Origin of the sequence: Flagellimonas aquimarina (assembly GCF_003149745.1) — a bacterium.
GTDB lineage: Bacteria > Bacteroidota > Bacteroidia > Flavobacteriales > Flavobacteriaceae > Flagellimonas > Flagellimonas aquimarina.
Genome location: NZ_QGEG01000001.1, coordinates 1,013,270 through 1,027,288 on the forward strand (window position 1 = coordinate 1,013,270; position 14,019 = coordinate 1,027,288).

Annotated in this window: 14 protein-coding genes; 2 read left to right on the plus strand and 12 right to left on the minus strand. The window is 39.0% G+C overall.

The genetic code is table 11. The features are described from left to right. Positions 1-3 precede the first annotated feature (3 nt). The 7 genes from DKG77_RS04640 to DKG77_RS04670 all read right to left on the minus strand — a co-directional run bounded on the left by DKG77_RS04640 (position 4) and on the right by DKG77_RS04670 (position 5,876). Positions 4-600: a DUF1287 domain-containing protein gene (locus tag DKG77_RS04640; protein ID WP_109660647.1), complete on the minus strand. Its 597-nt coding sequence runs from the start codon at positions 598-600 to the stop codon at positions 4-6. Between the two features lie 20 nt (positions 601-620). Then, positions 621-1,049 (minus strand): DUF1801 domain-containing protein, encoded by a 429-nt coding sequence (locus DKG77_RS04645; RefSeq protein WP_109660649.1) that lies wholly within the window; start codon positions 1,047-1,049, stop codon positions 621-623. A gap of 30 nt (positions 1,050-1,079) precedes the next feature. Next, positions 1,080-1,472, minus strand: coding sequence for a VOC family protein (locus tag DKG77_RS04650; RefSeq protein ID WP_109660651.1), 393 nt, complete (start codon positions 1,470-1,472; stop codon positions 1,080-1,082). Positions 1,473-1,529: 57 nt separating this feature from the next. Beyond that, on the minus strand, positions 1,530-3,551 hold the full coding sequence (locus tag DKG77_RS04655; RefSeq protein ID WP_243414837.1) for a TonB-dependent receptor family protein: 2,022 nt from the start codon (positions 3,549-3,551) through the stop codon (positions 1,530-1,532). Between the two features lie 71 nt (positions 3,552-3,622). After that, positions 3,623-4,729, minus strand: a complete 1,107-nt coding sequence (locus DKG77_RS04660) for a Gfo/Idh/MocA family protein (protein ID WP_109660655.1) — start codon at positions 4,727-4,729, stop codon at positions 3,623-3,625. 43 nt (positions 4,730-4,772) lie between these two features. Next, on the minus strand, positions 4,773-5,327 hold the full coding sequence (locus tag DKG77_RS04665) for a cysteine hydrolase family protein (RefSeq protein ID WP_109660657.1): 555 nt from the start codon (positions 5,325-5,327) through the stop codon (positions 4,773-4,775). A 30-nt stretch (positions 5,328-5,357) separates the two neighbouring features. Continuing rightward, positions 5,358-5,876 carry a hypothetical protein gene (locus DKG77_RS04670; RefSeq protein ID WP_109661440.1) on the minus strand — a complete coding sequence of 173 codons (519 nt, stop codon included), beginning with the start codon at positions 5,874-5,876 and terminating at the stop codon, positions 5,358-5,360. A gap of 127 nt (positions 5,877-6,003) precedes the next feature. Here DKG77_RS04670 and DKG77_RS04675 point away from each other — a divergent pair, with 127 nt between their 5' ends. Together DKG77_RS04675 and DKG77_RS04680 are read left to right on the plus strand one after the other, a co-directional pair. Continuing rightward, positions 6,004-6,768: an exodeoxyribonuclease III gene (locus DKG77_RS04675; RefSeq protein WP_109661441.1), complete on the plus strand. Its 765-nt coding sequence runs from the start codon at positions 6,004-6,006 to the stop codon at positions 6,766-6,768. A gap of 60 nt (positions 6,769-6,828) precedes the next feature. After that, positions 6,829-7,869 (plus strand): aldo/keto reductase, encoded by a 1,041-nt coding sequence (locus tag DKG77_RS04680; RefSeq protein ID WP_109660659.1) that lies wholly within the window; start codon positions 6,829-6,831, stop codon positions 7,867-7,869. Here DKG77_RS04680 and DKG77_RS04685 read toward each other — a convergent pair. The 5 genes from DKG77_RS04685 to panD form a co-directional block, all read right to left on the minus strand. Then, a complete protein-coding gene (locus DKG77_RS04685) occupies positions 7,866-10,040 on the minus strand; it encodes an outer membrane protein assembly factor BamB family protein (protein WP_243414840.1) in 2,175 nt (724 codons plus the stop codon). The genes DKG77_RS04680 and DKG77_RS04685 overlap by 4 nt on opposite strands. A gap of 51 nt (positions 10,041-10,091) precedes the next feature. Beyond that, a complete protein-coding gene (gene radA / locus DKG77_RS04690; protein ID WP_109660661.1) occupies positions 10,092-11,450 on the minus strand; it encodes a DNA repair protein RadA in 1,359 nt (452 codons plus the stop codon). 78 nt (positions 11,451-11,528) lie between these two features. Then, positions 11,529-12,671 (minus strand): alpha/beta hydrolase, encoded by a 1,143-nt coding sequence (locus DKG77_RS04695; RefSeq protein ID WP_109660663.1) that lies wholly within the window; start codon positions 12,669-12,671, stop codon positions 11,529-11,531. Between the two features lie 27 nt (positions 12,672-12,698). After that, a complete protein-coding gene (locus DKG77_RS04700) occupies positions 12,699-13,664 on the minus strand; it encodes a lysylphosphatidylglycerol synthase transmembrane domain-containing protein (protein WP_109660665.1) in 966 nt (321 codons plus the stop codon). 2 nt (positions 13,665-13,666) lie between these two features. Continuing rightward, positions 13,667-14,017: an aspartate 1-decarboxylase gene (gene panD / locus DKG77_RS04705; protein ID WP_109660667.1), complete on the minus strand. Its 351-nt coding sequence runs from the start codon at positions 14,015-14,017 to the stop codon at positions 13,667-13,669. Positions 14,018-14,019: the final 2 nt, after the last annotated feature.

Consider the following 14,019-nt stretch of genomic DNA (forward strand, 5'->3'; position numbering starts at 1 on the left):
GGTCTAATTAGTAGGTTGAACACTTGCAAAGCGATAATGACCGATAATCTTAAAATCAAAAAGGATATCTTCCAAGACTTGGCCATGTCCAATATTATTAACGACCAAGTTCCTTTTATTATCGCTCGATTTTTTATCCACAACAATGCCAATATGGGTAATAGCTCCCCGTAGATTCCAACACACCACATCTCCAGGCAGATAATCCTTTGCATCAATAGAAATTGATTTTTCCGAACCTTGACGTTTAAAATAAGTCATTAGATTTGGAACACGACGATGATCTATGTTTTTATCTGTACCAGTTAGCCCCCAAATCTTGGGATAAACACCAAAATTTGCCTTCATGTCCTCATGGACCAGTTGTTGTAGGTCGATTCCAATTTTTCTATAAGCTCTAATTACAACATCAGTACAGACACCTTTTCCACTTGGTACATCTCCGTTAGGGTAATCAATGGAAAAGTAGCTAGGGTCATAAGTTACATCTTGTTTTATGAGCTCTAAAGCGGCATTGGATAGATCTAGTTTACCGACTACCGTTTGGGACCAGATAAAATTGAAGATCAAGAAAACTAGTATAAAAAGTGTCTTTCTCATTTGTGTTTTGTGATGATCAACTATAATCCGAGGAGTGGTAAATGCTTTATACTATGGTAGGTCAATGCAGCTTTGATGCATTGTTTTAGCTCTACTTTTGGCAGCTCATCATGCAGTTGAAAAACAATGGCACGGTTTTTTTCAAAAGTAAAAAGGTCTTTAAATACGGTTTTAAAAGAGGGCACCAATTTACTAGTACATTTAAAATAGAGCGCATATTGGTTTGGCGCTTTGGATTTCCAGTCCATGCGCAGAGTACTCCCTTTTTTGGTAAGGTAACTTGGCTCGCCCCATTTTAAGGTTTCCTCTAAAGCTTCGATTTCACTTGTTTCTGTTGCTACTTCCAAAACCAATTGCCTAAGGGCTGCCATTTTCTCCCTGACCAAATCGGGATAATGACTAAAAACCCCTTCAACTTCTGGGTTTGTTTGTACTTGTATGGCGTTCATTTGTTTTGTGGGTACAGTTTTTTACATGTTTTAACCTTGGGTTTTACTTTCAATCCGCCAAGGGGGATTTAGTCTATTTTCTCCAGCATGGTATAAGATGATTTGATTTCCATCAACATCCTTTAATCTTGCTTCTCGCCAAAGCCAGGGTCTGTCGCTGGGCGGCTCGTTAAAAGCTATACCTTTTTTAGTGAGTTCGGCTACATATTCATCTAAATTGTCGCACTCAAAATAGACAGAAATACCATCACCTTTGGGTAATTCTTCCACCAAATGTACAGAAAAAGTGGCTTGCCCAACTGGACACTGAAACCGTGCATAATGTGGTAGGGCTTTTACAATTGATATTAAACCCAATTTTTCATAAAAGGAGATTGATTTTGACAAATCCAATGAGGGAACTGTTACTTGATTAAGATTCATTGTATTCTTTTTAAATGAAAAGTAGCGCTATTAAGTATAGTGAAAATGTGGCCGAATTTAGAAAAGATACCCAACTCTAACCCCTCCATAAAAATTTCTGTCATTACCTGGGTAAAAATAACGTGGAAGAGCACCCCCAAAACCAACAGCATTGATCAATACACTCTGGGCATAATTGGCATCAAACAAATTGTTTGCCCCAACATTTAATCCAAGAGAAAAATGAGGAGATAGTGCAGCTTGGTATGCGAGTTTAGCATTAAAGATGTTAAAAGAGTCACTATCCAAGGTGTTGGCATCTGTAAGCGGAATCTTGTCCACAAACTGGTGGGTCAAATTCAGTTGTAAGCCATTGGTATGGAGCAAGTCTACCCCAGAACTGATTCTATTTTTAGGTACTCCCGTTAAGGGGTTTCCGGAAAAATCGTTTTCACCATCTACAAAATCAACAAAACTATGGTCACTTAGGGTATAACTCAAATAGGGGGAGAGTACCATCTTTGGTGAAAGCCTATGTGCATATTTGATGTCCATCTCTATGCCTTGATGTCGAGTCTCACCAGCATTTCTGCCAATAAACTGATCTTCGCCCGTCCTTTGAGCCACTAACAAATTATTAATGTTCATCCTAAACGCCGTAATATTAATTGAGAACTTCTTTTTTAAAAGAGCTACATAGGCACCCAACTCATAATTAGTTCCAGTTTCTTGAGCAATATCTGGATTGATTACACCATCTGGGGTCAAGGTTTCTTCTAAACTTGGATTGGAAAAACCTCGGCTTATATTGGCATACAGTTTTCCATTTGCAAATAAGTATTGCAGTCCCAAACTGGGCAAAAGAATAGTATTGAAGTCACGTTCGGCAGAAGTATTTTCTGCTCCTTGATTGAACAGGTCTTGGAAATTATAGTTTGTATTGTTAAGGTTTAATCCTATTTGAGCTGAAAGCATGGGGGAAAGGGTATAGGTAAGCGTACCAAAAAGATTGAGTTGTCTTCTAAACTCACGATTTCTACTTAATCGCTCACCCTGTAAACTTCCGTTTCCATTATTATCACGAAACAGGTTTTGAAAAGTGCCCCAATGGTATTCATCTTTATAAAGTTCCCCACCAAAGGTGTATTGGGCATTGCCCAAATTTCCTTCAAATTGGCTACGCAGTCCAAAACCGTTGGTGAACTCATCCAGAATATTAAATGGTCTAGGTTCATAATGGTCTAAATAGGAATAAAATATGCTGGTAGTATTCTTTAGGTTCTGACCAAATTCATAGGAGTAGGATATTCCTGCCAAAGTATACTTATTTGCTTCAAAACCTTGTGCTGCCAACCAATTGCCAGCAGCTCGGGTTGGATCTTCATCAAAATCAGTTTGGTTAAGGGAACTGGGTATCTGTGCGGTGTAATCTATATAGTTGATCAACAGCCCCAAACTGCTTTTGGAGTTCATTTTTAAGTTGGTATTCAATAAAAGTCCATCACGATCAAAACTGTTGTTTTGTCTATACCCATTGGTCTCAAAATGATTGTAACTAAAGGTTAAATCAAGATTTTGATTAGAATGTTGAAAGGAAAGATTCTCTTTTAACATGCCATAAGAGCCTATAGTAAAATTATTGGCCAGTTTGGTTTCATCACCTTGAGGATTTTTGGTGTCCAGTAAAATGGTTCCACCCAAATTGGCTCCAAAGGATGTGGCTTTGGGTCCTTTAATGACTTCAATAGCTCCAAGGTTTTCAAAATCGAAAGCTTCGATTGTGGATGACCCCGTACCATTGGTTACAGGAATACCATTGAAGTATAACCTAAGCTTATCTGTTCCGAAGGGAGTACGAGCACCCACACCTCTGATAGTAATGCGATTCGTATTCAATGCTCCAGAGAGAATATAAACTCCAGCCACCTGATTCATGGCAGAAGCAATATCTATTGGATTGAATTTTTCAAAAGTAGTAGGGCCAATAGCAGAAGAAGCGGTAATTCCCGTTGCTTTTTTAGCAATTACATCTTCAATGAGAACAATTTCATCCAATTGTGTAATAGAATCTTTTTTGTTCTCCTGAGCAACAAGTTGCATGGTAAACAGTAATATTAAAATTGAAAAAGGCCCTTTCATATAACTTATGGGATAATGTTTAAAAGAAGAAGTTATTTTTTTAATCTAATTGTTTTTCCTTTTTTGGCGCTTTCTCTTGCGGCATCCAAAATTTCCATCACCACCATATTGTTTTCCAAAGAAGAGAGATTGTTGGGCGGAAGTGTAATTTTATTTTTTACCACTGCGGCTAAAACGGAAAAAGGATCGTTCATTGGAGCTTGTCTTTCTTCAAGGGTGAATTGCTCTTCGTTGTAACCATCATATCCTTCGGCCATGCGAATACGCAGTGCATTGCGGTTATCAGCATAAATAGCTCCGGTTAATCCATAAATTTCCATGTCTTTTCTTCCCATGGGCCAGTTCCAAGAAGGCTCTAAAATTGCTTGAGAATCGTCATATGTTAGAATAATGGTCGCATCATCATCTACTTTAGGGTTATTTTGGACCTGTAGTTGTTGGGTTACGGCTGTGACCGTGTTTGGTTTTTCCCCTTTTTTGAGCCAGGTCATTAAGTTAGCGCCATAGCACCCAAAATCCATGATAGCTCCTCCTCCGTTATCTTTTGGGTCCAGCAACCAATCCAAGAATTCACTATTGATTCCTAATTTGGCAGGTCCACGATGGCCATCTCTCACAATGACCTTTCTTAAATCCCCAACTTTTCCTTGGTCCAATAATTCTTTTGCTCTATGATTAGTGGGATACCAAGTGGTTTCATAGTTGGTAAGTAAATGAATGTTATGTTTTTCGGCAAGAGCCTTCATTTGCTTGGCATGTTGTAAACTTACCGCCAATGGCTTTTCCACCATTACATGAATACCTTTTGGAGCACAGGTTTTTACCACTTCTAGATGATCATAGATGGTTCCAAAAGCAGTAACCGCCTCTGGTTTTGTAGCGGCTACCATTTCTTCTAAAGTGTTATAGACCAAATCCATGGAATAGCCATATTGTTTTGAGTAACGTTCTGCCAAATCTCGGTTAGGCTCAACCATTCCCACAATTTCGATATCACCAATATCTTCCCTACCCAAAATCCAATGCACATGGGTATGAGTAAGACCAGCAACGCCAATTTTAAGGGGCTTTTCTTGAGCTAGATTATTGGAGACATTCATAATGAAACAAAAAGTGAAAACAATCGCATAACGAAGCATAAAATGATGTTTGGATAACAGAAATAAATTATAAAAATAGCGACTAATTATCTAGTTCCTTCAAAAAGGATGCGGTATCCTTTATTGTTGCAAATTCATCTTTAAGATTGGTCAATGCAATATTGTGAATTACGTCTGCACTATATTGTTCTCCTGCAACGCCAATTTTATTGAAAGAAGCAGTGGCATCAGAAATCAAAGTAGTATTAAAGCCCAGATTGGATGCCATTCGGGTTGAGGTAGAAACACAGTGTTCCGTTGTTAGGCCCACAATGACCACATCTGTAATTTTTCTCTCTTTTAGTTGGGATTCCAAATCTGTACCGATAAAAGCACTGTTTACATTTTTCTTTATGACGGGTTCACCTTCCTTAGGCTTCACAAGGGGGTTGAAAGTATTTCCTTTTTTAGTTGGATGTAAAGGGGATTCCGAATTTGTGGAACAATGTTGAATATGAAATCTAGGCCAATTTTTTGCTCGGAAAGCTTTCAAAATTTTTTTACAATTGGTTTCTGCTTGTGGATTGCTGCGTTCTTCTCCGTAATAATCCACTTCTTGTAAACCTAGTTGAATATCAATTAATAATAAGGCTGTCATCAATTAAAAGTTAGGCTTTAAAATTAAGGATTAAAACCTGAAGCCCACTGATAATCCAGCCCGGTACATAAATGTATCCTGAAAATCTTCGGGGTTGACATTTCTACCAAACCCACCATGAATTTCTAAGGTGAATTTTTCACTTCGGGTTGCCCACTTGTTCCCCAAGCCCAGACCCAATGCTACTGTACTATACTCGTTATCCCTGAATGCCAAAGGATCTCTTGCTTCATTGTCTTCACCAGTGTAATATAGGCCAAAGGCTTCAGCAAAAAAACCACTACGGGGTTGGTAGCCAAAATAAGCTCTAAAGTTTGCTCCAATTCCAAAATCCCCATTATAGTCCGTGGCATCATTATCAAAATAAACCGTTCCTCCAAAACTAGTGTCTTCACTTAGATAGTATTCGTAAGAACCTTCTACGGTGCTGGTGGCTATAAAAAGCCCGGCATTAAACTTTATCTCATTGTTGTTGCTAAATGTTGGGTAAGCCTGAGCAGCTATAAAGCAACTGGAAAGTAAAAGGCCCAAAAACAATAATTTTTTCATGACAACAGTATTAAATCCAACAAGAATAATCAATTAGCGTTCCAAAAATCAAATTTAAAACATGTCGGTCAGATAGTTCAATTTTAAAGAGCGGAACACAATGGTTATTTTTAGAAAAATTTTAGTGATGAAGATTGTATCATATAATGTAAATGGAATTAGAGCAGCTTTGAACAAAGGGTTTATAGACTGGTTACAAGCTGTGGGTCCAGATGTGGTTTGCTTACAGGAAACCAAAGCCATGAAAGAACAGGTAGATGTGTCTTTGTTTGAGGCTGCGGGCTACAAACATCATTATTGGTTCAGTGCACAGAAAAAAGGATACAGTGGGGTAGCATTACTTTGCAAGGAGGAACCTGATCATGTGGAATACGGTACGGGAATAGATTATATGGATTTTGAAGGGCGAAATGTGAGAGCGGATTTTGGGGATTTATCGGTTATGAGCATGTATCTTCCATCCGGCACCAACATGGACCGTTTGGAGTTTAAGCTCACCTATATGGCAGATTTTCAAAAGTATGCGGATACGATTCGCAAAAAAAATCCTAACTTAATTGTCTGCGGAGATTACAACATTTGCCATGAAGCGATTGATATTCATGATCCTGTTCGCAACAAAAATGTATCGGGGTTTTTACCTGTGGAACGAGAATGGATAGGCAATTTTATGGATAGTGGTTTTATTGACAGTTTTAGGCATTTCAACAAAGACCCACATAATTATACTTGGTGGAGTTATAGGGCAAATTCTAGGGCCAATAACAAGGGCTGGCGTTTGGATTATGGAATGGTAAGTTCTTCCCTAGAAGATAGACTCAAGCGCTCGGTAATACTTTCTGATGCAAAGCATAGCGATCATTGCCCAATCCTTTTAGAAGTAGAAAAATAACATTTGTTTAAACTGAAAAAGTATGGATTGAGTACTTTTGCCAGTCTTAAAAATTGCTAAATGAAATACACTAGACTTCCACATACCGATATTAAGGTGAGTAAAATCTGTTTGGGAACCATGACATGGGGAAGACAGAATACCGAGGTTGAAGGTCATGAGCAAATGGATTATGCTCTTGAACAAGGAATTAACTTCTTCGATACTGCTGAACTTTATCCCGTGCCCGCTAAAAAAGAGCTCTATGCGGTAACCGAAGAGTTTATTGGAAATTGGTTTAAAAAGACAGGAAACAGGGAAAAGGTGGTCTTGGCATCAAAAATTGCCGGAAGAGGTGATTACACCAAATTTATCAGAACAACTGGATTTAGCAAAGAATCTATCATTAAGGCCGTTGAAGGAAGCCTAGAAAGATTACAAACAGATTATATAGATCTTTATCAGCTGCATTGGCCAGAGCGGAACACCAACTATTTTGGTCAAAGAGGGTATAATGCCCACGCCTTGGATGGATGGGAAGATAATATCCACCAAATTTTGGAAACCTTACGAGATTTGATTTCTGAAGGGAAAATTAGGCATGTTGGCATTTCCAATGAAACCCCATGGGGAGCGATGCGATTTTTAGAAGAAAGCAAGGTGCATAGAAGTTTGCCAAGAATGTTGACCATACAAAACCCATATAATCTGCTAAACCGACTTTTTGAAGTTGGGCTTTCTGAGGTTTCAATGCGTGAAAATATTGGGTTGTTGCCATATTCACCCCTTGGCTTTGGAGTTTTGAGCGGAAAATATTTGGGAGGCAACAAACCTAGAAAAGGAAGAGTAACGCTTTTCCCCAATTATAACAGATATAGTGGCGACACTTCAAATTTAGCAACCGAAAAGTACAACCAATTGGCCATAGACAATGGGCTGAGCCTTGCGCAAATGGCTTTGGCTTTTGTAAATTCGAGACCTTTTGTGACCAGTAATATAATTGGTGCAACAACAATGGAGCAGTTGAAGGAAAACATTGGGAGTATAGATGTGGAACTTTCAGATGAGATCTTAAAAGGAATTGAGGATATCCATAATGAAATTCCAAATCCAGCGCCTTAATTCATCTGCTCTAAGGCATACGCTCTGTATTCGTCTCCAGAGTGGGTTCCCATTTTACCGCCTCCACATGCGATGACCAAATATTGTCTGCCATCAACCTCATATGTGGCTGGAGTGGCATAACCCCCTGCAGGTAAATTATCTTGCCATAACAAGGTTCCTGTTTTCATGTTAAAAGCACGAATTTTTTCATCTTTTGTGGCTGCAATAAACAAAACCCCTCCTTCGGTTATTACGGGGCCACCATAATTTTCGATTCCAGAAACAGGAACGTTAGGGTCATTTAGTTTTTTTTCATGGCCCAAAGGAACTTTCCAAAGGTATTCCCCAGTGTTTAGGTCTATGGCATTTAATGTTCCCCAAGGCGGTTTAACCACTGGAAACCCTCTATCATCCTTAAAGCGCCCGAACCCAGAGAGGGCGTAAGGAACATCTAAGATTATTTTATCTGCTCTGTGGTCTGTTTCTTTTTCGAGCTTGGTTAAAAAATGGGTTATTTCATTTATTTCTTCTTCCGCAAGGTTCGGCATTGCCGGCATGGCACCTTTCCCGGTTAATATGATCGTTTTAATGGAATCAATGCTTAATCTCAGTTTTACATTTTTAAGTTCTGGAATTCCGGTCAATCCTTGAAGTTCTCCCCCGTGGCAGCGCGCGCAATGTATTTGTGTTAGCGATTCGCCTAAACTCTGTTGGTTTTTGCCATTGGGACCAAGAGCTTTCATCTTTATAATCCACGCCATTTCATTTGAATTCACATACATAACACCGGTAGTAGGGTCCAAAGCGGCACCTCCCCATTCAGCACCTCCATCTGCGCCGGGATACAGGACTACTCCAGTTGTATCAATGGGAATAAATTGGCCTTGTGACGTGATTGAGTTGAATTTTTCCAGTACAGTGGGAGCATCGTATTTTTCGGTCTTGTCCACCAAATCGTCCACAAAAGCTTTTCTGTTAGGATCATATAAATTATCTGCAGTAAGAATTTGCCTTGCAAAAGGTTTTGGTTTAAGTGGCAAAGGTTGTGTCGCAAAAGCTTGTTCTCTAATCAATTTTGAACTAGGATATTTTTTTTCTTCAATGGGGAATAGTGGCTTTCCTGTTAATCGATTAAATACAAATACATGCCCACTTTTTGTTACTTGAGCTGCGGCAGGAATATCTTTTCCATCTCTTTTTATGGTGAATAAATTGGGAGGTGCAGGTAAATCTCTATCCCACATATCATGATGTACCATTTGAAAGTGCCAAATTCGCTCACCCGTTTTTGCATTTAGTGCCAACAAGGAATTGGCAAACAGGTTTGATCCAGTGCGATCGCCCCCATACCAATCAAATGCCGCAGATCCGGTGGGAATATAGACAATCCCTCTTTCCGTATCCATTGCCATTCCAGCCCAGCTATTGGCTCCCCCAACAGTTTTATAAGCATCTTTGGGCCATGTTTCGTAACCAAATTCATCAGGTTGGGGTATGGTATGAAATGTCCATTCAATTTCTCCGGTTAGGACATTGTATGCTCTTATGTGCCCTGGGGAAGAACCAGGACCTTCACCAACTCTAGTTCCCTGAATCAATAGATTTTTATAGATAGCCCCTGGTGTGTTTGAAACTACAGATAATTGTTCAGGATTCCTTCCAAGACCCTCCCTTAAATCAATACTACCCTTATTTCCGAAGGAGGAAATAGGCCTGCCATTTTCAATATCTATTGCAAACAACTTGAAACCAGAAGTAAAAAAAATGCGGCTTTTTTCGTCTTTTTCAGATTTCCAAAAAACCAGACCTCTATTAACCCCTAAACCAGAATTGTCTTTTGATGAAGCATTGAACCTCCAAATTTCCTTACCTGTTCCCGCATTAATGGCAAACAATTCAATAGCTGCGTTTACCCCATAAAGAACTTCATCGACAATTAGTGGATTGGTTTGAATTTGAGTGGTCCTGCCTTCTTGTATGCCTCCACTTTTATATTTCCAAACCAACTGAAGGTCATTTACATTGAGAGTATCAATTTCATTTAAGGTTGAGTAGTGCGATCTTTCAGGATCACCAAGATAATGTTGCCAAGTATTGTGGTATTCCTTGTTACTTGGATGATCGGAAGTTTTGGCACAATTGATAAAAATTATACCGATTAAAATGAAGCAATAGGGCGAAACTTTCACAAAGATGGTTTTCTAAATATAAAAAGATAAGATTTAGAAAACTAGTTGGTATTAGAATAGTGAACTGACCACGTCTTCAATTTTGGATACAAGTTGCACCTGAATGGAAGTGTTTTTAAGGCCAATTTTATTGCTTTTGGAAACGTAGATTTTGGTAAAGCCCAGTTTTTCAGCTTCTAGAATGCGTTGGTCTACTCGCTGTACAGGTCTTATTTCTCCCGCCAAGCCTACTTCTGCAGCAAAGCATGTCCCTTTTTCAATAGGGATATCAGCATTGCTTGATAAAATTGCAGCTAAAACGGCGAGATCAATAGCTGGGTCGTCAACAGAAATTCCTCCGGTAATATTTAGAAAAACATCCTTTGCAGCTAATTTGAAGCCTGCTCTTTTTTCAAGAACTGCCAAAAGCATGTTCAATCGTTTGGCGTTGAACCCTGTTGCAGAACGTTGTGGAGTGCCGTAAACGGCGGTACTTACCAAGGCTTGGATTTCTATTAGCAAAGGCCTCATTCCTTCGACTGTGGCAGCAATTGCAGTTCCGCTTAAGTCCTCTTCATTTTTTGAAATGAGTACTTCGGATGGATTATTTACCTCTCGCAGCCCGCTTCCTTGCATTTCGTAAATACCCAGTTCTGCCGTGGAACCAAACCTGTTTTTAAGCGAACGAAGAATCCGGTATACGTAATTGCGATCACCTTCAAACTGAAGTACCGTATCTACCATATGCTCCAATATTTTAGGCCCTGCTATTGTGCCGTCTTTAGTAATATGACCTACCAAAATCACTGGAGTACTGCTTTCCTTGGCAAATTTGATAAGCTCTGCCGTGCTTTCCCTTATTTGTGAAATACTTCCGGCCGCTGACTCAATGTAATCAGTATGCAGCGTTTGGATAGAGTCAATAACAACTATATCTGGTTCTAAGGCAGCTATTTGTTGAAATATGTTCTGTGTTTTGGTTTCAGTAAGGATAAAACAATTTTCGCTATTGGGATGAATGCGGTCTGCGCGCATTTTTATTTGCTTCTGACTTTCCTCGCCAGACACATATAGGGTTTTGTATGCTAACTTAAGTGCTATTTGAAGGAGTAAGGTGCTTTTTCCAATGCCAGGCTCACCTCCAAGTAAGGTTAAAGAACCGGGTACAAGTCCTCCGCCCAAAACCCGATTGAATTCCTGGTCTTGGGTATCTAGCCTAGTTTCCTTTTCATTGGTTATTTCGGAGATCCGCAAAGGTGTTGCGGCCTTCTTTGCTGAACTAGAACTGCTTTTCCAGCCTTTTTTCTCATCTTTTTGCACTACTTCTTCCACAATGGTGTTCCATTGTTTGCAAGATGAACATTGGCCAATCCATTTAGGATATTGAGAACCACAATTTTGACAAAAGAAAGCTGTTTTGGTTTTAGCCATTAACCTTTTTGGTTTTGGCTAAAGATATTGATTTTGATGGATTGTTTGTAGAATACCTATTGCTAAAAACTGATGAATTTAGTAACCAAAGTCCGCCTTAAGGGCGTCTATTTTTTCAAGTGCCATATCCTTGGTCAAGAAATCAATTTCTTCCATTTGAAATGCTTTTTCAAATGTCTTGAATGCTTTTTTGGGTTCACCCAATTCCTCGTAGTATTCTCCTTCAAAATAGAATCCGAGCATGGTGTCCGGGAATTGTTTTTTGCAAAGCTCTGCCAATGGTTTTAAGGATTCCACATCTTCTTTTTTCAAACATGCAGCATAAATTGCCATGATGTCATTAAGTTCTACTGGTTTTTTAAAGCCCAGGAGATTTTCAATCATATTGTACCTGTCTTCCAGATACTTGAAAACTGGCTCATTGGAAGTAAGAATTTCAGTTTTATATTCCTTGGGGCTTATGGGTCTAAATATTTTGAAAACGTTATCAAAAGCCTTACTTATACCATATGCAGCAATAGAGACATGGTCGGCGTTGTTATATTCATCAAAAAAGTAATGCAGTGTTTCCTTATCTATTGATTTGATTGCGTTGTTCATTTGAAGTATTCGCTGCCTATCCTCTGTTTTTTCTTTTTCTAAAATGATATTGTAAAAAATCTCTTGGTTCAGATCGGATAGACGTGAGGGAACTCTGCTTTCCATTTCTGTTGCCAAGACAGGTGAAATAGATAGGTAAGAGTTAAAAAGTGATTTGTCCTTAAAAAGGAAGTAGTTGCCAAAGTTTGCGGTTATGTCATAACCGGCAAACATTTTAAACGGGGCAATGTTATAATTTGTTTCTAGATAGGGGATTAGTTCTGTTCCAAGAAATTCATAAAATTTCGCACCTTTTTCGGTAGGCAGGCCAGTGGTCTGTTCAAAATCACAATCCTCCCAACGGATATCATTCTCGGCCTGGTCAACACCAACAATAATGGCTTCTGGCATTCTATGGTGTCTGCTGTAAAATTTAGCGTTGGCCACGACAATATCAAAAAGATACTCAGCATCCAAGACAACGATCAATGGATATTTTTTCTCTTCGGAATAGTCTTCTGGAAAATAATAGGACACCCCTCTTCTTTCTTGAAGCTTGAAGGATTCAAAAATCTCTTTTTTTACCTGTGCGCCAAGATTAAAACATAGTAGGCCTATTAATAGAAATAGACATCTTTTCATTTGGTCAAGTTTTAAAGTGGTAGGGGTTTACCGATTTCTATTCAATAACGGTAACACAATAAAGGATATTGTGCCAAAAACAACCACCATAAGTGTTTGGGCCGTCCACATAATCCAGCCATAGGCATCTCCAGAAGTTTTACTTACCCCATATACGGATAGTGCTGCGGTGACAACTATTGGAAAAAGCCCTAATCCGCCATTTGTTGCCGCCATGGCAAACGCGCCTGCAACAAATGCTACAAGAAACGCCCCCAGTGGAAGATTGGTGGTTTCTGGGACGGTAAATTTAATGACCCAAAACATGCTGATATAACATGCCCAAATAAAGAAGGTGTGAAAGATAAAAGCGCCCTTATTCTTCATTTTAAAAATACTAAGAACACCATCTAAAAGACCGTTAAGAAACGTTTTGACCTTAATGGCAAATTTTGAAGTTGATTTTTTAATAAGACGTATAGCGATGTAAAGTCCAATTACTCCAACTAGTAATAGCAACAAAGAACCTACAAGTCCTATCCCATTTTCTTGAAGAATTCCCAATATGACATCTGTTTGAAAAAGAAGGGCTGCCGCAATAACCAACAAGAGCATTATTACATCAATGATTCTTTCGGTGACAATGGTGCCAAAGCCTTTTTCAAAGGGTACATTTTCATAAGTGTTTAAAGCAGTAGCCCTTAAAAACTCACCAGATCTAAGAACTAAGGTATTAGCAAAATAGCTTATTAAGATAATAAGGACGTTATTAATAAGTTTTGGTTTATGTCCTAGGGGAGCTAAAAGATAGTTCCAACGAATTGCCCTGGAAATATGGCTAAGAATGCCGATAAATATTGATAAAAAAACCCAAACCAGGTTTGCGTTTTGGATAGATTCAAGAATCTTCCCCCGGTCCTCTGGTGAGGTGGAGGAAAAGGAGTAAAAAACAAGCCCCGCTCCAATAAGGATTGGAATCGCTATTTTAAGAATTTTTTTTAGAGAACTGCTCAAAATTAGTTCAAAAGGTTGGTCTCTTCGTTCGGGAAAACCAATGCTGGATTAAACGCTTTTGCTTCTTCAATACCCATCCACGCATAGGTTATAAGTATTAACACATCACCTACGGCAACTTTGCGAGCAGCAGCACCATTCAGGGTAAGTTCACCTGACCCTCTAGGTCCGGGAATGGCATAAGTCTCTAATCGTTCACCGTTATTATTGTTCACAATTTGCACTTTTTCGCCCCTAACAATGTTGGCTGCATCCATTACATCTTCGTCAATGGTTATACTGCCAATATAATTAAGGTCTGCTCCGGTAACTTTTACCCTGTGAATTTTGGATTTTACAACTTGTACTTGCATAG

Bases quoted from the DNA above. Each gene is read 5' to 3' on its own strand.
- DKG77_RS04640 (WP_109660647.1), bottom strand. From the start codon at position 600: ATGAGAAAGACACTTTTTATACTAGTTTTCTTGATCTTCAATTTTATC.
- DKG77_RS04645 (WP_109660649.1), bottom strand. From the start codon at position 1,049: ATGAACGCCATACAAGTACAAACAAACCCAGAAGTTGAAGGGGTTTTT.
- DKG77_RS04650 (WP_109660651.1), bottom strand. From the start codon at position 1,472: ATGAATCTTAATCAAGTAACAGTTCCCTCATTGGATTTGTCAAAATCA.
- DKG77_RS04655 (WP_243414837.1), bottom strand. From the start codon at position 3,551: ATGCAACTTGTTGCTCAGGAGAACAAAAAAGATTCTATTACACAATTG.
- DKG77_RS04660 (WP_109660655.1), bottom strand. From the start codon at position 4,729: ATGCTTCGTTATGCGATTGTTTTCACTTTTTGTTTCATTATGAATGTC.
- DKG77_RS04665 (WP_109660657.1), bottom strand. From the start codon at position 5,327: ATGACAGCCTTATTATTAATTGATATTCAACTAGGTTTACAAGAAGTG.
- DKG77_RS04670 (WP_109661440.1), bottom strand. From the start codon at position 5,876: ATGAAAAAATTATTGTTTTTGGGCCTTTTACTTTCCAGTTGCTTTATA.
- DKG77_RS04675 (WP_109661441.1), top strand. From the start codon at position 6,004: ATGAAGATTGTATCATATAATGTAAATGGAATTAGAGCAGCTTTGAAC.
- DKG77_RS04680 (WP_109660659.1), top strand. From the start codon at position 6,829: ATGAAATACACTAGACTTCCACATACCGATATTAAGGTGAGTAAAATC.
- radA (WP_109660661.1), bottom strand. From the start codon at position 11,450: ATGGCTAAAACCAAAACAGCTTTCTTTTGTCAAAATTGTGGTTCTCAA.
- DKG77_RS04695 (WP_109660663.1), bottom strand. From the start codon at position 12,671: ATGAAAAGATGTCTATTTCTATTAATAGGCCTACTATGTTTTAATCTT.
- panD (WP_109660667.1), bottom strand. From the start codon at position 14,017: ATGCAAGTACAAGTTGTAAAATCCAAAATTCACAGGGTAAAAGTTACC.